The following is a 24,117-nucleotide window of genomic DNA, read 5'->3' as shown; positions in this document are numbered from 1 at the left end:
GGTGGCGAGGCCCAAGATTTCCTCAATTGCCACCCTGACCGCTCCAGACATCGATCGAAGCCTGTTGAATCAAGCCATCCGAGTTGGCGCGGCCGCCCCTGCCGGACCCTTTTCCGTCCTGTACTGCGAAGGGGTGTCAGGTAAAACGAAGACTGTCTCGGACCGCGCTGCCGGTCGTATGCGCGCTGGCTCTGGTCGGTACCCCGGCGTTGACGTCGGCGACCACCGCTACCGCCTCGAACCGGGTACCGAAGCCGGAGTCGGTGATCGGCTGGACGCCGTGTATCGACTACAAGTTGGCCACCTACGAGCAGATCGCCGACTACTACCGCAAGCTCGACAAGGCCAGCGACCGGATGAAGCTGGTGGAGATCGGCAAGACCAGCGAGGGACGGCCGCAGCTGATGGCCATCGTCTCCTCGAAGAAGAACCTCAAGGACGCGAACCTCAAGCGCTACCGGGAAACCTCGGTACGCCTCTCGCAGGGCGACTCGCTCTCCGAGTCGGAGCGCGGGCGCTGGCGAAGGGCGGCAAGGGCATCGCCTGGGTCGACTTCGGCATCCACTCCACCGAGGTGGCCGGGCACCAGACCGCCCCGCAGTTCGCGTACGACCTGGTGACCAGCGAGACGTCCGAGGCGCGAGAGATCCGGGACAACCTCATCACCCTGCTGGTGCCGAACGTGAACCCGGACGGCGGAACGAAGGTCGCCGAGTGGTACCGGCAGAACCTGGGCGGGCCCTACCAGGACGCCGGCTATCCCGAGCTGTACCAGAAGTATGCCGGACACGACAACAACCGTGACTGGTACATGTTCAACCTGCAGGAGACGCAGAACGTCGGGCGCCAACTGTTCCACGAGTGGATCCCGCAGGTCATGCACAACGTCCACCAGACCGCGGTCTTCCCTGCCCGGATCAGCATCCCGCCGTACGAGGACCCGCTGAACCCGAACATCCACCCCCAGGTGGTTCGGGGCGTCAACATCGTCGGTGACGCGATGGGCCAGCGGCTGGAACGCGAGGGCAAGGGCGGCGCGCTGGCCCGCCAGTCGTACGACATCTGGTGGAACGGCGGCGCCACGGACCGCGCCGTACTACCACAATCAGATCGGCATTCTGACCGAGACCGCGCACGCCTCGGCGACGCCGCGGGTCTACGACCCGGCGACCTTCCCGAAGACCTTCGCGGACGGCACCTCCACGAGCGAGCCCTCGGTCTTCTACCCGAGCCCCTGGAAGGGCGGCGAGTGGCACCTGTCGCAGAGCTGCGACTACATCAAGACCGCCTCGTGGGCGATGCTGCGCGTGGCCAGTGACGACCGCGAGGCTCTGCTCTACGGTGCGGCGCAGATGGCCCGGGACGAGGGGCGCAACGGCGCCTCGACCACCTACGTGATCCCCGCGGATCAGGCGGACTTCCCGACCGTCACGAAGCTGGTGGACAAGCTGCGCTGGAACAACATCCGGGTCGAGCGCGCGGTGAAGCCGTTCACCGTGGGCGACCGCAGGTACCCGGCCGGCAGCTACCTCGTCCGGGAGGCGCAGCCGTACCGGGCGGCGGTGCTGGACCTGCTCAACCCGCAGGTCTACCCGGATCGCCGGCTCTACCCCGGCGGCCCGCTCGAGCCGCCGTACGACATCACCGGATACACGCTCTCGTTCCAGATGGGCGTCACCGTCAACAAGCTCAATCAGGCCGTGCGGGCCGAGACCGTCGCGGTCGACTGGCCGACGGTGCCGACGGGCGCGGTGGCCGGTGCGCCGAAGTACGCGTACGGCCTCGACCCCCGGGTCAACGAGGGCGCCGAGGGTGTCACGGTGGCCACCTGGCCGAAGACCAAGCTGCTCAAGAGCGGCTTCCTCCTCGGCGAGGACGTCATCGGCGGCAAGGCGGCCGTGGTGACCGCGAAGGTGGGCGACGGCCAGGTGGTGATGATCGGCTTCAAGCCGCAGCACCGGGCCCAGTCGCACGGCACCTACAAGCTGCTGTTCAACGCGATGTACCTGGGGGGTCACCGCTGACCTGACGTGGGTCGTGGTGGCCGAGCGCACTTCTGCGCTCGGCCACCGCACGCGCGTAGGACGATCGTGCGATCAGTTCAGCCGCGCCGACGCGGAGTCCAGGCCTCCCCGGACGCTGACAGCCTTCACCGTGATGGTGTCGGTGGCGGCCTTGACGACCCGCAGGCGGACCTTCTGCCGGTCACCTCCGTCCAGATAGAACTGGGGTGCGGTTCCGACGGCGCGCGCGCCCTCCACCTGCACGGTGTCCGGAGCGACGATCTTGATTTCCTTGGCCTGTTCGAGAGCGGTCGGGATGCGGCCGGTGTTCCGGACCGAAGCCGTGATCTCGTGCGTGGCTCCGTCACCCTGAGCGCCCTTGAGCTTCTTGACCTTCACGTCACTGAGGTCGACCTGCGGCAGGGACTCGGTCAGATACAGGTTGAACCGTGCCTGGTTGGTGGCCCACCCGCCGATCAGATCGGCCGATGGGTTCTGCGACCAGAACTTCGGGTTGATGCCGCCGATCTCGACCGCCCCCAGCTTCGGGTGCTCCACCTTCGTCCACGGCAGGAAGCAGTTCGTCCGCCCGTTCTCGGCGCACCACCGCGACCGCTCCCAGTCGGCGTACCTGCCGTCCTTGTCGTAGTCGGTGAAGTCACCACCGTTCCAGATCTCGTCGCCGTACCAGATGGCGCCGTACTGGAAGTAGCCGAAGTCGGGGCCGTGCCCGAACAGCGGCGTCGGCTGGCCACCGTTGCGGGTGGCGTAGTCGATGTAGACGCTCCCGGCATGCCGATAGCCGGTGAACGAGACCCCCGCCTTGTCGAAGTGCTCGTAGAGCTTGCGGTCGGTCGAGTACATGCACTCGACGGGGTCGCAGGTCGAGGGCCCTCGCAGATGCATGGGCACCCGGGTGTCCATGCTGTTGACGGCGCCGATGTTGGTGTGCGACATCAGCCAGGTGTAGACGTGGCGGGTCTCCGGCTCGGACAACGGGTACTCGCCGGCGCCGCCCTGGGTCAGGTTCCGGTCGGTGGCGTCGTCCTCCGGCATGACGTGCCAGTTGTACGGGTAGTTGCGGTGCAGGTCCAGGCCGCCGACACCGTCCTCGTCGTAGCGACCGTCGCCGTCGTTGTCCGTACCCTCGGAGAACATCAGGTAGTCGCCCTTGCCCGCGCCGACGTTGAGCATGGCGTTCCTGGCCGGGTCCCGCTCGTCGACGACGTGCGTCCCCTTGCCGGCGCCGACGTACTGGCGCATCTGGCTCAGGTACCCGTCACCGTTGAGGTCCTCACCCGGATCCTCGTCGCGCTTGCCGTCCCCGTCGTTGTCGTACGGCCGCACCGTCGACCGGTTGGTCTGGGCGGTGTACAGGTACATGTCGTGCCCGTCCGGGTTGTTGACCGGACGGATGTACACGGTCTTCTCGTCGAGCAGCTTGTCGACCTTCTGGTCGCGCCCGGCCTGCGTGATGAGGTGGTGCGCCAGCCACAGCGAGCTTTCGGCCGACGAGACCTCGCCGGAGTGCCGGTTTCCCTCGAAGTAGGCCGCCGGCTTGTCGGTGTCCGCGCCGGTGGACTTGTCCGTGATGGTCACCTGGTAGATCGGCTGGCCGCTGAAGCTCTCCCCGACGATGTGCAGGTCGACGATGTCGGGACGTTCGTGTGCCCACTTCCGCAGCCACCATTGGATCTCGATGCCGCTGTGGTAGTGGTCGAAGTCCATCTGGCCGGGGTTCTTCGGCTGCACCTGGTCGTACTTGACGACCTTGAACGTGCTTTCGCCGTCTCGTTGGCCGGCGATGGTGATGGTGGGGGACGTGGGGGTCACGCTGCCGGGGAACGGCCCCGGATCCTGCGGCGGCTGCAGGCCGACGGTGTAGGTGGGGGTCGAGGAGAGGGCCGCGCCGTCGAGGAGGTCCGCGCGGTCCGACCCCCAGAGGGGCGTGGCACCGAGGACGAGGGCCCCCGCTGCCAGGGCCGCCACCATGAAGAGCGGGCGCGGGCGTCGGCGGAGGTGCCCTCTCCCGAGCGACCGCTGAACGGCGGCAGAGTGAGAGGAGGCTGGTGACTGACCGGATGAGGGCTGTCGAACGTCGGAACCCAAGGCAAATCTCCCGTGTCACGTGGTGCTTGCCCGCGCGTAGGCAGGGGCAGCTACGTTCTGTGAGGGTTGCAACCCACTGGGTACTCGAGTTGGGATCACCGTAATCGGTCGGCACATAGATGTAAATGCCTGCATGCCGTTGGCTCCTTACCTCCGGCGGCATCGGAGCAGCGTGACGGATCCTTCGGAGAACGCGAACCGTCGGAGCCGTGGAGCTGGTACGGGCCGCGCCGCGCGGTCACCGGCACCACCTGGGGCGGCTGCCTGGAAGTCATCCAGTGGATCCTGACGGCGGGACGCTTCCCATTTCCCCCGGAGATTCTGCACGGCGGGGTGCTGATCATCCTGAGCCCGGCGGCCGAGTTTCCCGCCCGGCCCGTCCGCGCCAGGGCTGCCCGCTGTTCGAGCGTGTTCGGTGGTGGCCGAATCAGCTCAGCCTTGTCGATATCTATTGACATCGCTGCGGGGACAACGTTGGAATGTGTTCAGCCGTGACCTGCGCGTGGTGGGATCTGGCAGCGGGCACGTCCCGCCCCGGGAACATCGACCAGTGACCGACCGCCCACCCTCGGAGCGCACCACGGGCCGCCGCCCCCGTCCGCACTCCCGAAGGGCCGACCGCATGACCCGACGCGCCTCAAGCCGACGCTGGCCATTCCTCGCCTTCGCCACCGCGGCCGTCCTGGTCGCGACCACAGCGCCGACCGCCGCGACCGCCGCGCCCCAACCCGACGCCGACACCGGTTGGACGAAGGGAACACCGCCGCTCTCCACGCCGTGGACGGATGACGTCTCACCCACCAACGCGCTGCCCGAATATCCGCGGCCGCAGCTGACCCGGTCCCGCTGGCAGAACCTCAACGGCGTGTGGGAGTTCGCCGGTGGGGCCGCCGGCGAGGCTCCGCCGGTCGGCGAGCAGCTGGCCGAGCGGGTGTTGGTGCCCTACCCCATCGAATCGGCCCTCTCCGGCGTCCAACGGCACGAGGACCGGATGTGGTACCGCCGGACCTTCACCGTGCCCAAGCAGTGGCAGGTCGGCCGGGGCCAGCGCCTGGTGCTGCACTTCGGCGCGGTCGACTACGACTCGAAGGTATGGGTCAACGGCCGCCAGGTGGCGACGCACCGGGGCGGCTACGACGGCTTCGACGCCGACGTCACCGACGCACTGCGGCCCGGCGGGCAGCAGGAGCTGATCGTCTGGGCCGAGGACCTGACCGACGCGACGTTCCAGCCGATCGGCAAGCAGCGCCGGGTCGGCGACCGGGGCATCTTCTACCAGGGCAGTTCCGGCATCTGGCAGACGGTCTGGATGGAGCCCGTCTCGGCCACGGGCGCCATCGACTCGCTGAACCTGACGCCCGACCCGGGCGACAAGTCCCTGCGGTTACGCGCGAACCCCACATCCGGGGCCGAGGGCCTCACCGTCGAGGCCGTGGCGTACGACGGACGCAAGGCCGTCGCGCGCGTCTCCGGTCCGGCCGGGACCGACCTGACGATACCCATCGCCGAGCCCAAGCTGTGGTCACCCGACTCGCCCTTCCTCTACGACCTCCGGGTACGCCTGTTCGACGGCCGCAAGCGGGTCGACGAGGTCGGCTCCTACTTCGGGATGCGGGAGATCGGCAAGGCGAAGGGCGCCGACGGCAAGCTCCGCATGACGTTGAACGGCAAGATCCTGTTCCACATGTCCACCCTCGACCAGGGCTTCTGGCCCGACGGGCTGAACACCGCACCGACGGACGAGGCGTTGCGCTTCGACCTGGAGCAGCACAAAGTGCTTGGCTTCAACACCGTCCGCAAGCACATCAAGGTCGAGCCCGGCCGCTGGTACTACTGGGCGGACCGGCTGGGGCTGATGGTGTGGCAGGACATGCCCGCGACGAAGCCCGGCCGCCCGACGGTCGAGTGGCAGCGGCAGTGGGAATCCGAGCTCGGCGAGATGATCCGGGAACACGCCGCCCATCCGTCGATCGTGGTGTGGGTGCCGTTCAACGAGGGCTGGGGTGAGTGGGACCGGGGCGCCACCGGCCGCATCGCCGACTCGGTGAAGCAGCAGGACCCGACGCGGCTCGTCAACGCGCACAGCGGCGTGAACTGCTGCGACTCCCTCGGTGACTCCGGACGCGGGGACATCATCGACCACCACCAGTACCTCGGTCCGGCGTCGCCACTGCCCACCGCCGACCGGGTGGCCGTCGACGGAGAGCACGGCGGAATGGGCCTCGAGGTCGACGGTCACATGTGGTTCGGCGAGGGCGGCGCGTACTGGATGGCGCCGGACTCCGAAACGCTGACCCGACGGTACGTGGAGAACCAGCGCGACCTGCTGCGCATAGCGAACACCTGCGGGGTCTCGGCCGGCGTCTACACCCAGATCACCGACGTCGAGCACGAGGTCAACGGCTTCTTCACCTACGACCGCCGTGTCGAGAAGATGGATTTCGACCAGGTGCGCGCGGTGAACGAGGCGGTCATCCGCTCGGCCGACGGTACCGGCGCGAACGTTCCTCCGCCGCCGCCCGGCACGCCCGGCCTCACCGGAGTCGGCTACTGGCCGCTGGACGAGAATGCCGGCGACACGGCCAACGACGAGGCGGGCAACAATGACGGCCGGCTGGTCGCCGGGCCCACCTGGACGGCCGGTAAGACGGGTTCGGGCCTGCTGTTCAACGGCAGCAACCAGTACGTCGACACCGGCAGGACCATCCTCGACACCACCGCCAGCTACTCGGCCTCGGCGTGGGTGCGGCTCGACAGCGCGGGTGGCGCCTTCCAGACGGTGGTGAGCCAGGACGGCACCTCGAACAGCGCCTTCTACCTGCAGTACTCGGGCGCTGACCGGCGGTTCGCGATGAGCTTCGCCGGGGTGCGGGCCCTCGCGCCGACCACCCCGGTCGCCGGGCAGTGGTACCACCTCGTCGGTGTCCGGGACGCGGCGACGGGCCAGCTGCGCCTCTACGTCGACGGGCAACTCGCCGGGCAGGCGAGCGCCTGCCTCGGCGACGGTTCCACCGGGCCCCTGGTCATCGGCCGCGGCAAGTTCGGCGGCAACCCCGTCGACTACTTCGACGGCACGATCGACCAGGTGCACGTCTACGACCGCGCGCTGAGCGCCGCCGAGGTGACGACGCTCTACGAGTCCGGAAAGTAGCACCGCGGGTTTCCCGGGAGGGGGCGACGACGCCCCCTCCCGGCCCGTGCCGGCGAACGGGCGGAAAGGACCATCCCGACGAGGACGCCGCCGACGGCGATCTGCGGATCGGGTACGCCTCGAACCGATCACCCGGTGAGGCACCCACTCTGAGCACCGCTTTTGGATGCCCACCGATGCTATTAGGTATTCGGCAGGGGAAGGGTGCAGACCTGCCGGCGTGAGTTGCTGGACCGCGCGTTGATCGGGAACCAGCGCCACCTTTGCCAAGCCCTGCGGGAGTTCGAGCGGTTCTACAACTCCCATCGGCCGCATCAGGGCATCGCGAACGCCCGACCGCTGCACGCCTGGCCTCGGGCGATCACCGATCCGGGCCAGATCGCCCGCCTCGACATACGTAGGCGTGAACGCCTGGGCGAAATCCTTCACGAGTACGAATATGCCGCGTGACCTGGGCGGACGATGTTTCCGGCAAGGGCAGGGTCAGGCGGGCCGGGCGCGGGCGTAGACGTCGCCCGAGTTGGCCTCATGGGGCAGCGCCCGCAGGTACGCCGCCACCTCGCCCGCCGGCCGCCAGCCATCGAGGGCGAACGCCATCTCGTCGCCGAGCGCCACGGTGAACCTGGTGAAGCCCAGCCGGGTGAGCCGGTCCAGGCAGTGCGCGGCCAGGTCCCGTTCGATGGTGGTGAACTCGAAGGACAGCGCCGGCAGGGGGCGGCTCAACCCGGCCAGCACGGCGTCCTCGAATCCCTCCACGTCGATCTTTACGAAGCCCGGCACGCCGTGCGCCGCGACCAGGGTGTCGAGTGTCGTTCCGGCCACCTCGATCTCGACGTCCCAGATCTCGTCCTCCCAGCCGCCGGCCCCCTCGGCGGCCTGCAGGAAATCCGCCGACGCCGTGGAGATCGTCGGGTTCGCCGAGTTGACGTGCAGCCGCACCGGCCCGGTACACGCCCCGCACGCCGCCTCCACCACGGTCACCCGGTCGTCGTCCGCGTAGAGGGCGCGCAGGGCCCGGGTGCAGAGCGGTTGCGGCTCGACGGCCACCACGCGGGCGCCCAGCCGCCGGAAGCTGCCGAGCCGGTCGCCCACGTGGGCGCCGACGTCGAAGACCAGGTCTCCCGGGCGGACCAGGGGCGCGTAGAACGCGTCCATCGCCGCCTCGCGGGCCGGGTCGCCGTAGTACGCCTCCAGGGAGCGGCGCAACCCGGACAGGGTCGGGTCCGCCTTGAGTGCCTCCACCGTGCTGAGGTCATCGACCACTGGTCTGACCGTAGTCGCGTCCGGAGCAACGCGAGGGCGATTCGCGTCCATTTGCCGGGCACCCCTGGATACATGGCCAAGCTGGCCCGCGGGGAGGTGGGGACCGAACGCTTCATCGAGTCCCTCTCCGACGCCGTGCGCTCGGCGACCGTGCACAACGTGTCTGCCGTACCGCTGCGGCTCGCGCTCGCGTGCGATCTGTACAGCTCGACAGGGACCGTCCCCGCTGATCTGACGTGGGCACCAGCATTACCCGCGTGATGGCCAAAGGCCCTGCGGAACGTGTTGAGCAACGACCCCACGTTCGGAGCGTGGCTGGCGGAGCGGCTGTGGCCGGATGCCGGCGCGGGCACCAAGCTTGCAATCGCGGAAGCGATCGCCGGGAATGAACGGGTGGTGCCGGGACACCCGGCGCTGACGCTGGCGCGTCGGCCCGAATGCCCGCCAGTCGTGGCGCAGCAATTGTCAAGGGTTGGCATGGGCGGCTTCCGCGTGTGTGCTCACCGAATCGATCTAATGACCCCAGAACAGCGGGTAACGTTGCCGCTGTGAGCGCGGAGTCGAGCGCGCCGGTCGGCAACCTCGGCCGATCCGGCGCGGATCCCGCTGACAGCATCTCGGACTTCTTCGGCGAGGCGGGTGTCCTGATCGGAGGCATGTGTGGGCAACCTTTATGACAACTACGCCCAGTTGGCTGCCGCCGAGGAAGAGGGAGCTACCTACACCCGGACCGCGCTTTACCGACCCAACACGTCGTGGGCTTCCATCGCGATCCACGGGGGCGGCATAGAAGCCGGTAGTGGTGAGTTGGCGCTCGCCGTAGGCGACGGACTCATGGACACGTATGTGTTCGCCGGCATCAAAGCCAGCCACAACTCCGATCTGCACATCACCTCTTCGCATTTCGATGAGCCGCAATGTCTAGCCCTGGTTGGGGCGGCGGACAGATGTATATCATTCCATGGCTACGCCGGCACCGCCGACCGGGCAGAAACGGCCCTTGGAGGGCTGGACGCCGACCTGCAGCCAAGCGTTTCGGCCGCGCTGATCGACAAAGGCTTCCGGGTCATATCGGCCTCGAGCGAGGTGGCCGGCACCTACCCCGGCAACATCTGCAACAAGGACCGGCGAGGAGCGGGGGTACAGCTAGAACTCTCTCACGCTCTGCGCAAGTCGTTCTTTCCCACCGGGGACTTGTCCCGATCAATGAGAGACTCGGGGCAACGGACGGCGCGTTTCTACGACTACGTCGAAGCCATCAAGTCGGTGGTCACCACTTTTCAGCCGGCGTCGTGAGGCGCTGAGTCCGGGCGTGACCATCCTCGGGTCCCCAGAGATCGGACCAGCTCTCCCTGCTGAGGCAGCCCGGGTGCCACGACGCCACCGGGCGTGGGCGCGTTCCCGGATGGCCGCGGTGACGGTCAGCGCCGACACCACCAAGGCGGCGCGGGTCAACGGCGGCGGTCAGCAACGGCACGGTCACCAGCCCGTACCCGAAGCCGCTGACCGCCTGGGCGAAGGCGCCGAGCAGCACGATGCCGAACGCGCTGAGCAGGATCACCAACCGCTGAGACTGACGCACCGGACGGCGGGCGGACAACCGGGCCGGCCCGGAGATGCCCGACACACGACCAGCGGCCGGCAATGCTCATGAGGGTGCCGTTCAGGCCGGACGGCGGCATCGCGGGGTTCCTACTACGCGGGGGAACACCGCAGAACTCGATGAACCCGAATCCGTGGTGAAACACGGAGGGTCGCCCAACGGCGCCCGGAGCGGCCGGGTCTGTCGGTGAACTTTGGGGAAGACATACGTGTGAACCTTGGCCGGCGGGGAAGGTGTAGCGGGCCACACTTTCGACGCTTAACGCACGTGGCCCTTCAAAACAAGCGGTATGCGACGTCTGGCCAACCGCGGAGACTGATCGATAAAATCCACCGGCGGACGCATCGCGGATGCTGGAAGGAGTAACCTCGCCCTTTCTCCTGAATTTGAGGGCTCGGGACATACCGTCCGTGTCACTGCAACGCGGAGCGCCAACGCAGCGTTGCCGCTGACCGGGGGGTGCGGCAGTTCTCGCTCCGCAGGAAGGAGGAGACCCAATGCGAGCAACCTTCGTCCGCGTCGTGGCGGTATTCGTCGCGGCCGTATCGGGCTTTCCCGCGGTACACGGCCCGCAGAGCCCGTCAACCCATGTACCAATGGTCGCCGAAAACCGGGATCCTGCGAAACAACGCGAGTTCAGCATATTGGGATCCGGCGATATTCTCGTGCATCCACCGACCTGGCGACAGGCGCAGGTTGATGCGAGATCGGAAGGCCAGTCGGGCTACGACTTCGATCAGATGTTCGCGTCGATCCGTCCGACCGTCGAATCGGCGGACCTCGCGATCTGTCACATGGAGGCACCGATGGGGCCGGGCGAGCCCAAGGATTTCCCGCGTTTCAACGCTCCTGTGCAACTGGCACCTGCGGTCAAAAAAGCTGGTTACGACGCCTGCTCCACAGCCAGCAATCACGCGTTTGATCAGGGCGAGCAAGGCGTGTACGACAACCTCGACGCGCTCGACCGAGCCGGCCTGCGCCACTCGGGCACCTTCCGCAACGCAGCCGAGCAGGCAACCCCGACGATCTACCAGGTGCACGGAGTCGCAGTTGGCCATCTCTCCTGGTCACTGCACTTCAACGGCATCGAACCACCTCCGGGCAAGGCGTGGCTGGCCAACCGGATCGACGTCAACGCGATTCGCGCCGCAGCAGCGGCCACCCGCAAGGCGGGTGCCGAGATCATCGTGCTCTCTGCCCATTGGGGCACCGAAATGGTCAACGCACCGGACGGTAGGCAAATATCGTGGGCCAAACAACTCATCGCCGACCCCAACATTGACCTGATCATCGGTCATCACGCCCACGTCGTGCAGCCCATGGAACGGGTGGGCGACAAGTGGATCGCCTACGGAGTGGGAAATTTGCTCGCTCGCCACGATTTTCCCCGCGACGCCAACCGCGAGGGTGTCCTCGCCAAATTCACGTTCACTCGGCAGTCGAATGGACGGTGGCTCGTCACCCGCGCTGAGGCAGTCCCTACCTGGCTGTCCCTCAAACCGAACATCCGTGTCCTGGACCTGTCCGCGGAGCTGGATTCCCTGCCCAGCGCCGACCGCCGGCATGCTCTGTACACCGCGGCTCAGGATCGCGTTGTCGGCCACCTCGCCAGCCGCGGCGCGATCACCGCGGGCCTTGAGGTGAGGCGCTAAGGACACGTTTGCGCCCCACTGCGCGCTGTCGACGTCCCGAGGGCCGGCGAACGAGTCAACCCGACCTGTCCTTGCTCGTGCAACGCAGCCGGGAGGGCGGACCTCATCCGGCTGACACCACGCGTCTGCCCGGCACGCCGTCCCCGCAGTGGTCGTGGTCGGCCCGGTGGCGAAGCTCGGCGCGGGCGACGGGCCGCCGGCTCGGGCCGGCGGGTACGGCCGCTCGGCCAGCAGATGCGCCAGGTACGCGGTGTCCGCCGTCAGGGTCGTGGCGCTGCCGGCGCACCACCGCTTCTACCGGGTCCTCATCGCCCCGTTCGTGTCGAGCCGACCGGCGACACGACCCCGCGCACCGATCATCGGGCGGGCTCGAAGACCGCGCGTACGCAGCCGTCGAGCTTGTTCTTGAACATGTTGTATCCCTGTGGCGCCTCGTCGAGTGGCATGGTGTGTGTCGCGAGGTGTTCGGTGACCAGTTCGCCGCGTGCCATCCGTTCGAGCAACATCGGGATGTAGCGGTGTCCGTGCTGTTGGGCGCCGCGCAGGGTGAGGCCCTTGTTCATCAGTGCCCCGAGCGGGAACTTGTCGACAAGGCCGGCGTAGACGCCGAGCAGGAACACGCTTCCGCCCTTGCGGCAGTGGTAGATGGCCTCGCGGGCGGCGATCGGACGGTCCGATTCCAGGCGCAGCTGCTGTTTGACCTGGTCGTACAGGTATTGCGGTCCGGTGCTGTGGGACTCCATCCCCACCGCCTCGATGCACACGTCAGGCCCGCGCCCGCCACTGCGTTCCAGCAGTTCTCCGCCGACGTCCTGGGTCTGGTAGTTGAGCGTCTCCACGCCCAGGTACTTCTCCGCCATCTGCAGCCGATTGGCGAAACGGTCGATGATGATCACCCGCTCCGCGCCGAGCAGGACCGCCGCGCGTGCGGCCATCTGGCCCACCCCGCCCGCGCCCCACACCGCGACCACGTCACCGGCCTTGACCCCACCGAGGTCCGCGCCCATCCAGCCGGTCGGGGCGGCATCGGAGGCGAAGAGAGCACGCTCGTCGCTCACCCCGTCCGGGACAGTGAAGGCCCCCTGGTCGGCGTACGGAACGCGGATGTACTCGGCGTGGCTGCCCGCGAAGCCGCCGAGCGCGTGCGAGTAGCCGTAGCAGCCGCCGGGTGCGAAGCCCCAGACGTTTTCGGTGATCGCGGGGTTGGTGTTGCCGTTGTCGCACAAGGAGTACTGCTGTTGCTGGCAGTACCAGCAGCGGCCGCAGGAGACGAACGAGCAGACCACGACCCGGTCGCCCACCTTGTGCTTACGCACCTGCGGGCCGACCTCGACCACCTCGCCCAGGAATTCGTGCCCGAGGACATCGCCCCGCTCCATGAACGGGATGTACCCACCCAGCAGGTGCAGGTCGGAGCCGCACGTCGCCGTCTTGCGCACCCGGATGATGGCGTCCTGCTCGTTGCGCATCGTCGGGTCCGGAACCTCGTTCACCGACAGTTCGTTGACGCCTTGCCACAACAGTGCCTTCACAGTCGCCCCTCCCGGCGGCCCTGCCGCGTCGCCATCTGCAGCGGTTTGTTGACCGCCGTCGTCTGGGTGGTGGGTGGAAAGTCGGGGTGCAGCACCTCGCCGGTCTCCAGCAGCTGCTTCGCCTCGCGCAGTGCGGCCCGGATCGCCTGGTTGGGATCGCGACCCGCGAGTCGCCTGGCTCCCGCGGTCGCCGGCGACTGGGCGCCGTCGCGCAGCCGTACCGCCAGCTCGATGCCGCGGTCAGCCGCGGCCCGGCGGATCTGCACCTCCACGGCGTCACCGAGACCGGCCAGTGGCTCGGGAAGTGGCGAGTCCGGGGTCAGCTCGTCGCGGGCCGGGTTCACAGTCACCACGTGCCACCGCGGTTCGCGCCGCATCAACGGGGCCCGCCGCCAGGGCCCTTGACGCCCCGACGGAAGCAGGAACCTGCGGAGGACCCACCCCCCGACCACGATGACCCCCGCCTTGACCAATGCCCTCATGTGCGCCCCCGAGTCGACCCCACCCGTCGCCGCATCTGCCCGACCGACGGCTCCGTCACGGACAAACCCTTTCATATCGGTGCACTGTCAGGCTGACGATTCCCGCGCGCGGCAAGGGGCAGTGCTACGGGCGCGACACCGCGCGGGCGAGGGGCCTCACCGCTCGACGAGCAGCCGAGCCACGAACAAGCCGATCCACCGACCGCGGCGCTCCTCGTAGCCGCCGTCGTGAGTGGCCCTGCCGCGTGTCGCGTGCCGGTTCGTTCGGGCGGAGCCGCGCCGGACCGGCGCGGAGTTCCTGGAAGGGCCGCTGTCGGGCGTGGGACGCAAGTCCTGCTGGTCCCTGGCGGACGGGCGGGTCGCGGCGATCCGCAGGCGATGCCTTCCTGACGGAGGCGGCACCCCCACCGGGTGCCGCCTCCACGCCTCATTGGGGCCAAGCCGTGGTCAGCGCCCGCCGTCCGGGTGCAGCAGGACCTTGGTCCAGCCGTCGTTGCGGGCATCGAAGTTCCGGTACCCCTCCGGTGCCTGGTCCAGCTTCAGCTCGTGCGACACCAGGAAAGAGGGCTCGGCCTTGTGGTTCGCGATGAGGTTCATCAGCCGCCGGTTGTAGTTCTTCACGTTGCACTGACCGGTGCCCATGCTCTGTCCCTTGAACCAGAACATGCCGAAGTCGAACGGCATCTTGCCCTGTTTCTGCAGCGGGTCCGGGGATCCTGGGTCCTTGGGGAAGTACACGCCGACCACGCCGATCGTGCCGCCGAACCGCACGGAGTGCACGAGGTTGTTCAAGGTCAGCCCCGACTTCTCCTGGCCACTCGGGTCGTGCGCCTGGTGACCGACGGCCTCGCAGCCGCGGTCCGCGCCCATCCCGCCGGTCTGCTCCAGGATCTGGTCCACCGGTGATGCCTTGGAATCGTCGATCGGGATCGCGCCGATCTGTTCCGCCAGGCGCAGCCGGTCCGGATGCCGGTCGACCACCATCACCTTGTTGGCACCCTTGATGATCGCGGAGTACGCGGCCAGCAACCCGACCGGTCCGGCACCATAAACTGCCACGCTGTCGCCCGGCTGCACGCAGGCGAGCTCGGTCGCGTGCCAGCCAGTGGGAAAGATGTCCGCCAGCATCACGTAGTCCTTCTGCCTGCTCATGTCCCGGGCGTCCGGCGGCAGGACCAGGCAGTTGAAGTCGGCCCACGGCACCCGCAGCAACTCGGCCTGACCGCCCGCGTACGGACCCATGTCGGCGAAGCCGTAGGCGGCACCGGCCATGCCGGGCGCCGGGTTGGCCACCAGACAGAACGCGGTCAGGCCCTGGTTGCAGTTGGCGCAGGCGCCGCAGGCGACGTTGAACGGCAGGCAGACCATGTCGCCCACCTTGACCAGGTCGACCCCTTCGCCGACCTCGATGACCTCACCCATGTTCTCGTGCCCGAGCACCATGCCCGGCTGCAGATCCGTCCGCCCCTCGTACATGTGCAGGTCGGATCCGCAGATGTTCGTCGTCGTGATGCGTACCAAGGCGTCCGTCGGCCGCTCGATCCTGGCGTCCGCCACCTCCTTGACGCTGACCGTCCGTGGCCCGTCGTACACGACAGCCTTCATTCACTACCCCCCGCGTGAAGATTCCGTCCCTACTGCGGCTCCAAGACCGCCTGGCAGTCAAATTCTTGCAATCCGCTTCGCCCCCCACCTCATGATCCGCGCTATTGGCTCGGTTGAAAGGAGCCGGTTATGGCGGGCGTCGGTGGGTAGCCACCGGCCGTGAGCAGGCCAACCGACGACATCGGCACCCGGTCGGACACCAGGCGTGCCGTAGCGTTCAGCGACGCCGTCTTCGCCATCATCATCACGCTGCTCGTGCTGGATCTCGGGGTGCCGGACGTACCGCCCGGTCGCCTGCTGTCGGGGCTGCTGGAGCAGTGGCCGGGTTACCTCGCCTATCTCGCCTCGTACACCTACGTGGCCATCGTCTGGCTGAACCACAAGGGCGCGTTCAATCGCATCAAGGAGAGTGATCGGGGCCTGCACTGGGTGAACCTCTTCGTCCTGTTCACCACGGCGCTGCTGCCGTTCCCGACAGCCGTCGTCTCGCGCGCGCTTCAGGAGCACGACCAGCAGGACCAACGCGTGGCCGTCGCCTTCTACGCGCTGATCGGCGCGCTGCTCTGCGGGAGCTGGCTGGCGTTCTTCCACTACCTGGCCCGGCGCGAGGACCTGCTCGAGGAGGAGGTGAGTGAGCGGCACTTCGCCGCCGAGCGGGTGCGGGCACTCGTCGGGGTCATCCTCTATGCCGCCGCAGGGCTCATCGGGTACCTGGTCGCACCGCTCGCCGGCCTGGTGATCTTCGTCGTGCTGCCGGTGTTCTACGGCGTCACCAGCGCCGGTCTGTACCTTGTGCCTTTCACCCGCCGGACCGCGCGTCGCCCCCCGGCATCGGGGAGCTGACGGCTCTTCTCCGGCAACGGCGGTAACATTCGGTAACGGATGATCTTTAGCTATTGTTGCTGAGACGCCGAGGCGGGCGACCCAGCGGGCGTGGTTGGTTGGCTGGTCAACGAGCCGGCGTACTGGTCGTCCTGTTCCTGCTTTCGCTCTTCTGCGGACGGCGTAGCAACGGCTTCTACGACCTGCGGCGCGGGTTGTGCCACCGCTGACTCGGCCATCTTGCGCCGTACCGGGGGTGACAACCCGCGGAGAGCTCACGACGACCCGGTTGGTGTCGATGGACGGCGACGAGCCCGGCTACCGGTGAGGAGCACCAATGACCCACAGTGAACAGCACCGCCCGGAGATCGTCGTCGGACTGGTGGCGACCCCGCCGGACTACCCGGCCCGGGTGGCCGCGCTGCTCACCGCCGAGCTGGCCGGTCGGCTCGCCGACCGGGTGAACGCGGACGTGCGGTGGACCGTCCGGGACGGCTGGGGCGAGGTGGCGCCGCGCCGCGACGGCGGCGTTGAGGCGCTGCTCGACGATCTTGCCCAACGGCGCACCGACGACCAGTGGGACGTCGCGATCTGCCTGACCGACCTGCCGCTGCACACCGGGCGGGCGCCGCTGGTTGCGCGGACCTCCGCCCGGCGCCTAGTCGCGGCGGTGTCCCTGCCCGCGCTGGGATTGCAGCAGCTGCGAGCAACCCGCGCGGCCCTTCCGGATCTGGTGAGCCGGCTACTCACCGACGCTCTGGACCAGCGGGTGCCGGCGGCCGGCTGGGCGCCGGCCGATATGGCAAGGCGGGTTACCGCCATCCACAAGGTCGTCGGCGAGACCGACGTCGGGGAACTGAGCTACGTCGCCTCGGGGCTGATCGGCCGGGTGCGGCTGTTGGCCGGCATGGTCCGAGCCAACCGCCCGGGGCGCGCCCTGCTGGGCCTGTCCAAGCTGTTGGTCGGCGCGTTCGGCACGGCCGCGATCGCGCTCACCACGGACACCATCTGGCAGATGGGCGATGCGCTCGGCGGACTCCGGCTCGCCGTGATCATGCTACTCGGGCTGAGCGCGTTGGTGGCCTGGCTGATCGTCGCGCACGACCTGTGGGAGAAACCAGACCGCAAGACACCGGCTGAGCTGGCCCGGCTGTTCAACCTGGGTACGACCCTCACCCTCGCTCTGGCGACGGGGGTGTCCTACCTGGTGCTGTTCGCTGGAACGCTGCTCGTCGGGGCGCTGCTGATCGACACATCCGTGCTGGAACAGACCTTGCAGCGGCCTGTCGATCTCACCGACTACCTGACGCTCGCCTGGATCACCAGTTCGCTGGCCACCGTCGGCGGCGCGATCGGCTCCGGGCTGGAGAACGAGGAAACGGTGCGGGCCGCTGCTTACGGCTACCATCCCGAACCCGGCGGCTGGCGGGACGAGAGGGACGGGTAGCCCCACGGTGGGCGGGATGATTCGAGTTCGGTGACGCTACAAGATCTCCAGCGGTTGCGGGCCGGCCGGCGGCGGGAACTCCGTGTCGAGTGCGGCCACGTCCTCCTCAGTCAGATGCAGGTCGCGCGCTTCCGCGTTCTCCCGGGTGTGTTCGGGCTTGGACGATCGGGGGATGGCCGCGACCATCTCGTGCCGCAGCACCCAGGCCAGCGCGACCTGAGCGGCCGTGACCCCGTGCCGGGCGGCGACCTCCGCGACCTGGGGGTGGCCGAGCAGTCGACCCTGCTCGATCGGCGAGTACGCCATCACCGGGATATGGTGCTCGCGTAGCCACGGCAGCAGGTCGTACTCGGGACCGCGGCGGGTGAGGTTGTACAGGATCTGATTGGTCGCGCAGGCGTCTCCGCCCGCATCAAGTAGATCCGTCATGTCCGAAAGATCGAAGTTGCTCACGCCCCACTGCCCGATGTCACCGGCGTCGACGAGTTCGGCGAACGCCTCGATCGTCTCCGCGAGTGGATGCGTGCCGCGCCAATGCAGCAGATAAAGGTCGATGTGGTCGACGCCGAGTCGTTGCAGGCTGCGGCGGCAGGCCTGCACCGTACCCCGTCGGCTGGCGTTGGACGGCAGCACCTTGTCGACCAGAAAGACGTCGGCGCGTCGTCCGATGATCGCCTCGCCGACGAGTTCCTCGGAAGCGCCGTCACCGTACATCTCCGCAGTGTCGATCATGGTCATGCCCAGGTCGAGCCCGGTGCGCAGGGCGGCCAACTCATCCCGCCGCCCCGCGGGGCGCTCGCCGAGGTACCAGGTTCCCTGGCCGAGCACGGGCATCGTCTGGCCGGACGGCAGTTCGATGGCAGCGGCAGCGAGGGTCATGTCGACCTTTCCGGGAGCTTGGGTACCAGTACGTCGGCTCGGTTACCCGCCGCGACAGGCAGCACACCCTCGTAGCGCCACCTTCTTTCTCCGCGCAGGCCCTCGCTGTGCAGGGTGCATGCGCCGGATTGTCCGCCATCGAGCGGCGTTCGCTGGCCTGTTTGCCCGTGCCCGCACCGGGAAGGCGACCGCGAGCGAGCGATGCGCCGCCGACGGGGTGGCGCCGCGAAGGGAGGCCGCAGAAATGGCGCAGAGCCAGCAGCCACTGACCGGCAAGCGAGTCGCTTGCCTCGCCGCCGACGGGGTGGAGGACGTGGAGTACACCCAGTCTCGGGCCGCTGCGGAGCAGGCGGGGGCCGAGGTCCACCTGATCTCGTTGAAATCCGGCGAGATCCAGTCGATGAACCAGGACATCAACCCGGCCAACCACTATCAGGTGGACCGGACCGTGAACGAGGCAAATGCGGCCGACTACGACGCCCTGTTGCTGCCGGGCGGGACGGTCAACCCCGACCGGCTCCGGGTGAACCCGCAGGCGATGGACTTCGTCCGGGCGTTCTTCCAGCAACAGAAGCCGGTGGCGGCGATCTGCCACGGCCCCTGGTCGTTGGTCGAGACCGGCATGGTCAACGGCCGGACCGTCACCTCGTTCCCCAGCCTGCGCACCGACATCCGCAACGCCGGCGGGAACTGGGTGGACCAACAGGTGCAGGTCGACAACGGCCTGGTCACCAGCCGCAGCCCCAGCGACCTTCCGGCTTTCTGTGCCAAGATGGTCGAGGAGTTCACCGAGGGCAGGCACGTCCGCCAGATGGCGACAGCCTGACCCGGTAGGGCTCAGGGCCGGGAGGATCAGCCCGGCCTTGAGCCCCGGCCCGGCGGGCATCCCCGCCAACCGCCGCGTGTGTACGGCGCCCACTCCAACGGCCAACCGTTTCCGATGCCGGAGATGTCACCCTCGCTTGGCTGGGGTCATTCACTCCTGCGTTGCCGGGCGTGCTTCGCCCCGACTACGGGGTGGGGCTCGCGGCGAGTCCGGTGCAGGCGTGCAGGCCCGCGTACTCCCGGCGGATCTGGGCCGCGTCCGCCGCGGCGGCGAGTTCCGGACGACCGGTGCGTCGGGAGATCGTCGCGGGCACCAGTTCCGTCTTCGAGGTCGCCGAACCGTCGAGGGTCACCCGCAGCACCCCGGTGTCGTTGCTGTACGCGTCGTCACGCCACCACAGGAAGTTGCCGAGTCCGTACTGGACGAAGGTGTTGCCGATCCACCCGTCGCCGAGCAGGAGGTGGGCGTGGGTGCCGACAATGATCGTGGCCCCCGCCTCGGCCATCTCGTCAGCGAACGCGCGAGCCTCGGCGGGCGGACAGGCGTCGCCCTCCGTGCCCCAGTGGACGTAGACGACGACCACGCTCGCCTGTCGTCGGGCGGCGCGCACCGCCGCGGTGGCGCGCGGCAGGTCCCGGGTCATGGCGATGCCGGCCCGGGTGTCGGTGGCTCTCCACTCCGACCACAGCTCGGAGATCTGACTGAAACCGAGGACAGCGATCCTGGTACCGCGGATCTCGGTGAACCACGGCGTGTACGCCGCTGCCGCATCGGCGCCCGCCCCGACGGCCGGCATCCCAGCAGCCCTGGCGGCGTCCACGGTGTCGGCGAGCCCCGTCCGCCCGTAGTCCAACGCGTGGTTGTTGGCGATCGACACGACGTCGATGCCGGCGGCCTTCACCGCGTCGTACGCGCTTGCGGGCGCCCGGAAATGGAACTCCTTCGGCTCTGGAGCGCCGCGGGTGGTGACCGCCGTTTCCAGGTTGACCATCGCCAGGTCTGCGGCCGACAGGGTCGACGAGATCGAACCGAACGCGGTCGCCGGGTCGCCCAACAGGTCCGCCGTACGGCCGGCGAAGTGCACGTCGCCCGCGAAGGCCAAGGTGATCTCGGTGGGGTGCGACGGGGAGGCGGCAGGGGAGGCAGTAGGGGCGGCGCGGGTCGGCGCTCCGGCCGGCGGGGTCCGGGCGGGGGCGGCATCGCATGCCGCAAGAGTCAGGGTCGCCGCCAGCGCGACGAAGGATCGTGCCCATGTCACTCAGCGCAGCGTACGGAAACCCGCCCGACCGTGGGCCTACTTGACCAGGATTGCCCTCGGCCTGACTGCCGTCCGCCGGCAGCGCGGAGGCGTGGACCGGGCGGCTGGCGACGGCGTATTCGCTACCGGGGGCATCTAAAGCGAGGTCCGCCGGTACAGGTTCCGAGGAGAACCCGTACCGGCGGACGAATCTGATCCAACCGGTTCACATGACTGACCCGCGATCCGCCCCGACCCGATGGGCGCCTACTTCTGGCGGATCGTGATGGTCGCCTTGCGGTAGTTGTCGCGTCGGTCGTTCTTCGTCGGGTCGTAGTTCTGCTCGATGTTGCCCGCCGCATCGACCGAGAACCAGTGGAACGTGGTCGTCTCGGTCACGTGGAACACCTCGCCCGGCTCACGGAATTCGGTCGCTTCGTAGCGTGGCGACTGCAGTGTGGGCCGGCTGCCGTCCGTGGTGTAGTAGATGGTGGCCGGCTCGTTCGTCTCGAAGCGCACGTCAACGGGCGTGGAGTATTTTCCGCCGCCGGGAACGAGCTTGGAGGTCGGGTCCTTCTTGTCCTTGCCCCAGTCCGCCGCGACCCGGAACATCTCCATGATTCCGTTGGCGTACTCCATCGTCTCGGCGTGGCCGCTGACGAGGTTCGGATCGCCCTCCCACGCCGGCTGGAACGAGCCGCCCTGCCAGTCGCCGGTGGCCGGGTTGTAGACCGAGCCGCCGACCTCCCAGCCGAAGGCGTAGATCCCGTAGGTGTGGTACAGATCCTCGCGCACGTTGCCCGCGGAGGAGTAGAGAACGTCCGACGAGCCGCCGACGTTCTCCGGCGTGACGACGGTCTCCCGGTACGCCTTGACCTGCGACAGGATCCTGCCGGCCGACTGCCAGTAGAACGCCTCGTCACCCAGCGGCGGGCGAGGCGTGGTGATCCGGCCGTCCGCGATATAGGCGCCGGGCTGCCAGAACAGCTGGCCGCCGTTGGAGTGCACCGACATCATGAACTTGATGTTCGAGTACTTCTCGACCAGCCAGATGATGTTCTTCGACTCAGGTTCGGACAGCTCTTCCGGTCCCTGGTAGGTGTCGCTGACGCAGCTGGTCGACGCACCCGAGTAGCCGTCGTGACCCGACCCGACCCGGTAGTTCCGGTTCAGGTCGACGCCCCAGGAGTTACGCCGGGCCGGATCGGCGTTCTGATCCGGGCAGTGGTTCGTCATGTTCCGGCGCTGCGAGGCGAAGTTGTAGAAGCTGTAGTTCGCCCCATCGGGGTTGTTGGACAGGATGAAGAAGATGTCGGTGCCCTCGACGATCTTCTTCGTCTCCCTGTCCGACCTGTAGTTGTGCACCAGACGCTCGGCCGACTCCAGCGAGGTCGTCGCAGGCACCCACTCGCGGGCGTGGTCCTGCGCCTGGATCAGCACACCGGGGTTCCTGCCGTCGCGGTGCTTACCGATCCGCAGGACGGGGATCGTGGCCGGGCCACGCGGCACCTCGCCCTCCGGTGCGCCGACGCGCTTCTGGTCGAGGAAGTCGGTCAGCGCGACCGGGCCGGACGTCGGCGCGACGATGCCGGTGCCCGCGTTGGTTCGGTACGGGTGCGCCCGGTCGATGAGGCCCTGGGACTGGGCCTCCAGCGCCGCTGCCACCTCGGTAGCCGTACTCGCGACGCCGGCGGAGGCGTCCTTGGCGAGGAGGACGCGGATCGCCTTGCCCGCCACCTCGACGCTGAGCGGGAGGCTCGCCCCCGGCCGCTCCACGAACTCGACGGTGATGTCGTTGCCACCCTCGTGGCCCCACGCGGCCGAGCTGAGGACGACCGCGGACTGCCCGGTACCGCCGATCGTGGCCTGCGCCTTGCGCTGGTAGCCATTCGTCTGGTTCGGCAGGTAGACGATCTCGGCGATGTCCGGGTACTGCCGGGCGATCTCCTTGGCGCGGCTGTAGAGCTGTTGCGGGTTCCGGTAGCCGTCGACGAAGTCCGACTTGTAGCCCCGATTCTCCGTCAGCGGCGGCGGAGCGTTTTCGAGCCAGTCGGAGACGTCGCCGGTGGCGACGCCGTTGGTCGAGCTCGTGACCCGGATCTGGTGCGGGCGCGCGTCGAGCTTGAACAGGTTCCGGTGGAACATGTACTGCCCGGAGTCGACGAACCGGCTCATCGTCCGGGCGAAGCCGAACGGGGTGCGCCGGCCTGAGTCGTTCTCGAGCTGCATCGTGACGATCGGATCCGCCTGCTGCCCTTCGGTGGTCCGCGCCTCGACGTACAGGAAACCCTGGCCCTTCGTGGTGAACCAGTCGGCGCGGACGATCCGTACCGTCGCCTCGTGGCTGAGCGGCTGGGCAGCCTGCGTACGGAAGGCCTGGATGCCGCCGTCGGCCTCCTCGCTCCAGGCGAAGCCTTCGTCGTCGCCGAGGACTTCGACGCCCATCGCCTCGAGTTCGGCGACCTGCTCGGCGGTCACCACCGCCTCGCCTTCGATGCCGCTGGGCACGCGCCTGAGGCCGTGTTCGAGGTCGAAGCCGGCTCCCACCACCTTGTCCAGCATGTCGGCACCGGTCAGCCCGATGCGTACGAGGCGTACCGACTCCTGGTCCTCCAGGTGGGATCGTCCCGAACGCGCCGCGGCTGTGGACGCCGCGGGATCCGCGCCTACGGGCGCGGGCACGATGAGGACGCTCGCCACCAGGGCGGGCAGCGCGAGAAGCGCGATGCGCAGCCGTCTGCGTTGCATGCTTCCCTCCTTCTGTTTGCGGCCTGTGGTTGATGCCGTGGCCGGCCCACGAGCGGGCCGGACCGATCCATTCGGATGGACATGCTGAGGTCGCCCGCGGTGAGCCTGCTGACGACGGCGGTTGACGTCGTTAGAGCAGCGTGCGGGCTGTGAGCGAACTGGGTGCGGTGAGTGTATGTGAATTCTTCACATCGACGGACGGCGTGCGCCCGATCTTGAGCATTGCTTGAGTTAGTCGTTCACCCGGGGGCCGAAGCAGCCGTCGTCCGGCGCTCGACTGACGACTGGACGAGCGTCGGCCGGTGCGAGCGGAAGCGATCTACGCCTAGTCAGTCATGAAGGTGATCTTCGGCGTCCCAGCCCAGTTTGGCGAGTCCACGCAGTACCGCGCCCACGCGGGGAGTCCAGAAGAGCAGGACCTGGTCGCGTCCCTCGACCTCGAAGGAGACGGCGGACGCCGGCAGAGGAAACCGCCCGTAGAACGGTCGGTGCGGCTGTGCGGTCACCTGGGCGTGTTGCACGGTGTCCGCACCGGTACGCGACGAGAAGGTGAGCGTGGTGTCGGTGGCGCGGAGCCCTACCGTCGGCCAGGCCAGTCGCCGGACAACCCTTGCAGTGTCGCCTCGGGTGAAGTCGAGGCGGTCAACGTAGCTGAGCCCGCCGCGCGCAACGAAGCTGTTCAAGACCATCGTGGGATGGTACGGCGGGTGCGAGGGCCGCCAGCCGGTCCACCCACGCGGCTGCCTACACATGCCTGC

Annotated in this window: 22 protein-coding genes and 1 pseudogene; 13 read left to right on the top strand and 10 right to left on the bottom strand. The window is 68.3% G+C overall.

Features of this window, described 5'->3' with window-relative positions; translation table 11 throughout:
• The first annotated feature begins 263 nt into the window (after positions 1–263).
• The 3 genes from AB0K07_RS22370 to AB0K07_RS22360 are packed head-to-tail and all read left to right on the top strand — an operon-like array spanning position 264 to position 2,024.
• Entirely contained in the window at positions 264–620 is a 357-nt protein-coding gene (locus AB0K07_RS22370) for a M14 family zinc carboxypeptidase (protein ID WP_363757477.1), read from the top strand.
• On the top strand, positions 518–1,318 hold the full coding sequence (locus tag AB0K07_RS22365; protein ID WP_363757471.1) for a M14 family metallopeptidase: 801 nt from the start codon (positions 518–520) through the stop codon (positions 1,316–1,318). Before AB0K07_RS22370 ends, AB0K07_RS22365 begins: the two co-directional genes overlap by 103 nt.
• Complete coding sequence (locus AB0K07_RS22360) at positions 1,308–2,024, top strand: hypothetical protein (RefSeq protein ID WP_363757354.1); 717 nt, start codon at positions 1,308–1,310, stop codon at positions 2,022–2,024. Before AB0K07_RS22365 ends, AB0K07_RS22360 begins: the two co-directional genes overlap by 11 nt.
• Positions 2,025–2,096: 72 nt before the next feature.
• Here the strand turns inward: AB0K07_RS22360 and AB0K07_RS22355 are convergent, their stop codons facing one another.
• Positions 2,097–3,992 (bottom strand): M14 family metallopeptidase, encoded by a 1,896-nt coding sequence (locus tag AB0K07_RS22355; protein WP_363757353.1) that lies wholly within the window; start codon positions 3,990–3,992, stop codon positions 2,097–2,099.
• A 303-nt stretch (positions 3,993–4,295) separates the two neighbouring features.
• Here AB0K07_RS22355 and AB0K07_RS22350 point away from each other — a divergent pair.
• The 3 genes and pseudogenes from AB0K07_RS22350 to AB0K07_RS22340 all read left to right on the top strand — a co-directional run.
• Positions 4,296–4,457, top strand: a pseudogene (locus AB0K07_RS22350) (LD-carboxypeptidase); the annotation flags it as partial.
• Between the two features lie 277 nt (positions 4,458–4,734).
• Positions 4,735–7,263, top strand: coding sequence for a LamG-like jellyroll fold domain-containing protein (locus tag AB0K07_RS22345; protein WP_363757352.1), 2,529 nt, complete (start codon positions 4,735–4,737; stop codon positions 7,261–7,263).
• 204 nt (positions 7,264–7,467) lie between these two features.
• Complete coding sequence (locus AB0K07_RS22340; protein WP_363757351.1) at positions 7,468–7,713, top strand: integrase; 246 nt, start codon at positions 7,468–7,470, stop codon at positions 7,711–7,713.
• Between the two features lie 33 nt (positions 7,714–7,746).
• Here the strand turns inward: AB0K07_RS22340 and AB0K07_RS22335 are convergent, their stop codons facing one another.
• Positions 7,747–8,577, bottom strand: a complete 831-nt coding sequence (locus tag AB0K07_RS22335) for an FkbM family methyltransferase (protein WP_363757350.1) — start codon at positions 8,575–8,577, stop codon at positions 7,747–7,749.
• A 21-nt stretch (positions 8,578–8,598) separates the two neighbouring features.
• Here AB0K07_RS22335 and AB0K07_RS22330 point away from each other — a divergent pair, with 21 nt between their 5' ends.
• The 3 genes from AB0K07_RS22330 (at position 8,599) to AB0K07_RS22320 (ending at position 9,822) form a co-directional block, all read left to right on the top strand.
• Positions 8,599–8,787 (top strand): hypothetical protein, encoded by a 189-nt coding sequence (locus AB0K07_RS22330; protein WP_363757349.1) that lies wholly within the window; start codon positions 8,599–8,601, stop codon positions 8,785–8,787.
• 21 nt (positions 8,788–8,808) lie between these two features.
• The gene (locus AB0K07_RS22325; protein WP_363757348.1) at positions 8,809–9,078 is read left to right on the top strand and encodes a hypothetical protein; all 270 of its coding nucleotides are present in this window, start codon (positions 8,809–8,811) and stop codon (positions 9,076–9,078) included.
• 108 nt (positions 9,079–9,186) lie between these two features.
• The gene (locus tag AB0K07_RS22320) at positions 9,187–9,822 is read left to right on the top strand and encodes a poly-gamma-glutamate hydrolase family protein (protein ID WP_363757347.1); all 636 of its coding nucleotides are present in this window, start codon (positions 9,187–9,189) and stop codon (positions 9,820–9,822) included.
• Here AB0K07_RS22320 and AB0K07_RS22315 read toward each other — a convergent pair.
• Positions 9,797–10,090: a hypothetical protein gene (locus AB0K07_RS22315; RefSeq protein WP_363757346.1), complete on the bottom strand. Its 294-nt coding sequence runs from the start codon at positions 10,088–10,090 to the stop codon at positions 9,797–9,799. The genes AB0K07_RS22320 and AB0K07_RS22315 overlap by 26 nt on opposite strands.
• A 536-nt stretch (positions 10,091–10,626) precedes the next feature.
• On the opposite strand from AB0K07_RS22315, the gene AB0K07_RS22310 reads away from it, so the two are divergent.
• Positions 10,627–11,781, top strand: coding sequence for a CapA family protein (locus AB0K07_RS22310; protein WP_363757345.1), 1,155 nt, complete (start codon positions 10,627–10,629; stop codon positions 11,779–11,781).
• A 356-nt stretch (positions 11,782–12,137) separates the two neighbouring features.
• Here the strand turns inward: AB0K07_RS22310 and AB0K07_RS22305 are convergent, their stop codons facing one another.
• The 3 genes from AB0K07_RS22305 to AB0K07_RS22295 all read right to left on the bottom strand — a co-directional run bounded on the left by AB0K07_RS22305 (position 12,138) and on the right by AB0K07_RS22295 (position 15,400).
• Entirely contained in the window at positions 12,138–13,313 is a 1,176-nt protein-coding gene (locus tag AB0K07_RS22305; protein WP_363757344.1) for a zinc-dependent alcohol dehydrogenase, read from the bottom strand.
• Entirely contained in the window at positions 13,310–13,663 is a 354-nt protein-coding gene (locus AB0K07_RS22300; RefSeq protein ID WP_363757343.1) for a hypothetical protein, read from the bottom strand. Before AB0K07_RS22300 ends, AB0K07_RS22305 begins: the two co-directional genes overlap by 4 nt.
• 579 nt (positions 13,664–14,242) lie before the next feature.
• On the bottom strand, positions 14,243–15,400 hold the full coding sequence (locus AB0K07_RS22295; RefSeq protein WP_363757342.1) for a glutathione-independent formaldehyde dehydrogenase: 1,158 nt from the start codon (positions 15,398–15,400) through the stop codon (positions 14,243–14,245).
• 159 nt (positions 15,401–15,559) lie between these two features.
• Between AB0K07_RS22295 and AB0K07_RS22290 the strand changes: the two genes are divergently transcribed.
• Together AB0K07_RS22290 and AB0K07_RS22285 are read left to right on the top strand one after the other, a co-directional pair.
• Entirely contained in the window at positions 15,560–16,243 is a 684-nt protein-coding gene (locus AB0K07_RS22290) for a TMEM175 family protein (RefSeq protein WP_363757341.1), read from the top strand.
• A 316-nt stretch (positions 16,244–16,559) separates the two neighbouring features.
• Positions 16,560–17,669 (top strand): hypothetical protein, encoded by a 1,110-nt coding sequence (locus AB0K07_RS22285; protein ID WP_363757340.1) that lies wholly within the window; start codon positions 16,560–16,562, stop codon positions 17,667–17,669.
• A gap of 36 nt (positions 17,670–17,705) precedes the next feature.
• Here AB0K07_RS22285 and AB0K07_RS22280 read toward each other — a convergent pair whose 3' ends face one another.
• Positions 17,706–18,548, bottom strand: a complete 843-nt coding sequence (locus AB0K07_RS22280) for an aldo/keto reductase (RefSeq protein WP_363757339.1) — start codon at positions 18,546–18,548, stop codon at positions 17,706–17,708.
• A gap of 244 nt (positions 18,549–18,792) precedes the next feature.
• Between AB0K07_RS22280 and AB0K07_RS22275 the strand changes: the two genes are divergently transcribed.
• Positions 18,793–19,374: a type 1 glutamine amidotransferase domain-containing protein gene (locus tag AB0K07_RS22275; protein ID WP_363757338.1), complete on the top strand. Its 582-nt coding sequence runs from the start codon at positions 18,793–18,795 to the stop codon at positions 19,372–19,374.
• Positions 19,375–19,558: 184 nt separating this feature from the next.
• On the opposite strand, the gene AB0K07_RS22270 is transcribed toward AB0K07_RS22275, so the two are convergent.
• The 3 genes from AB0K07_RS22270 to AB0K07_RS22260 form a co-directional block, all read right to left on the bottom strand.
• The gene (locus AB0K07_RS22270; protein WP_363757337.1) at positions 19,559–20,632 is read right to left on the bottom strand and encodes a CapA family protein; all 1,074 of its coding nucleotides are present in this window, start codon (positions 20,630–20,632) and stop codon (positions 19,559–19,561) included.
• A 246-nt stretch (positions 20,633–20,878) separates the two neighbouring features.
• Positions 20,879–23,359 carry a M14 family metallopeptidase gene (locus tag AB0K07_RS22265; protein ID WP_363757336.1) on the bottom strand — a complete coding sequence of 827 codons (2,481 nt, stop codon included), beginning with the start codon at positions 23,357–23,359 and terminating at the stop codon, positions 20,879–20,881.
• A 329-nt stretch (positions 23,360–23,688) separates the two neighbouring features.
• The gene (locus AB0K07_RS22260) at positions 23,689–24,048 is read right to left on the bottom strand and encodes a hypothetical protein (RefSeq protein ID WP_363757335.1); all 360 of its coding nucleotides are present in this window, start codon (positions 24,046–24,048) and stop codon (positions 23,689–23,691) included.
• Positions 24,049–24,117: the final 69 nt, after the last annotated feature.

The sequence above is a fragment of the Micromonospora sp. NPDC049301 genome (assembly GCF_040678715.1).
Classification (GTDB): domain Bacteria; phylum Actinomycetota; class Actinomycetes; order Mycobacteriales; family Micromonosporaceae; genus Micromonospora.
The sequence above is the reverse complement of the archived record's forward strand: the minus strand, read 5'-3'. Positions and strand labels throughout refer to the sequence as shown.

Excerpts from the sequence above, each read along its gene's own strand:
- AB0K07_RS22275 (WP_363757338.1), top strand. The coding sequence starts at position 18,793 with ATGGCGCAGAGCCAGCAGCCACTGACCGGCAAGCGAGTCGCTTGCCTC.
- AB0K07_RS22295 (WP_363757342.1), bottom strand. The coding sequence starts at position 15,400 with ATGAAGGCTGTCGTGTACGACGGGCCACGGACGGTCAGCGTCAAGGAG.
- AB0K07_RS22330 (WP_363757349.1), top strand. The coding sequence starts at position 8,599 with ATGGCCAAGCTGGCCCGCGGGGAGGTGGGGACCGAACGCTTCATCGAG.
- AB0K07_RS22260 (WP_363757335.1), bottom strand. The coding sequence starts at position 24,048 with ATGGTCTTGAACAGCTTCGTTGCGCGCGGCGGGCTCAGCTACGTTGAC.
- AB0K07_RS22310 (WP_363757345.1), top strand. The coding sequence starts at position 10,627 with ATGCGAGCAACCTTCGTCCGCGTCGTGGCGGTATTCGTCGCGGCCGTA.
- AB0K07_RS22335 (WP_363757350.1), bottom strand. The coding sequence starts at position 8,577 with ATGGACGCGAATCGCCCTCGCGTTGCTCCGGACGCGACTACGGTCAGA.
- AB0K07_RS22345 (WP_363757352.1), top strand. The coding sequence starts at position 4,735 with ATGACCCGACGCGCCTCAAGCCGACGCTGGCCATTCCTCGCCTTCGCC.
- AB0K07_RS22265 (WP_363757336.1), bottom strand. The coding sequence starts at position 23,359 with ATGCAACGCAGACGGCTGCGCATCGCGCTTCTCGCGCTGCCCGCCCTG.
- AB0K07_RS22285 (WP_363757340.1), top strand. The coding sequence starts at position 16,560 with ATGACCCACAGTGAACAGCACCGCCCGGAGATCGTCGTCGGACTGGTG.
- AB0K07_RS22280 (WP_363757339.1), bottom strand. The coding sequence starts at position 18,548 with ATGACCCTCGCTGCCGCTGCCATCGAACTGCCGTCCGGCCAGACGATG.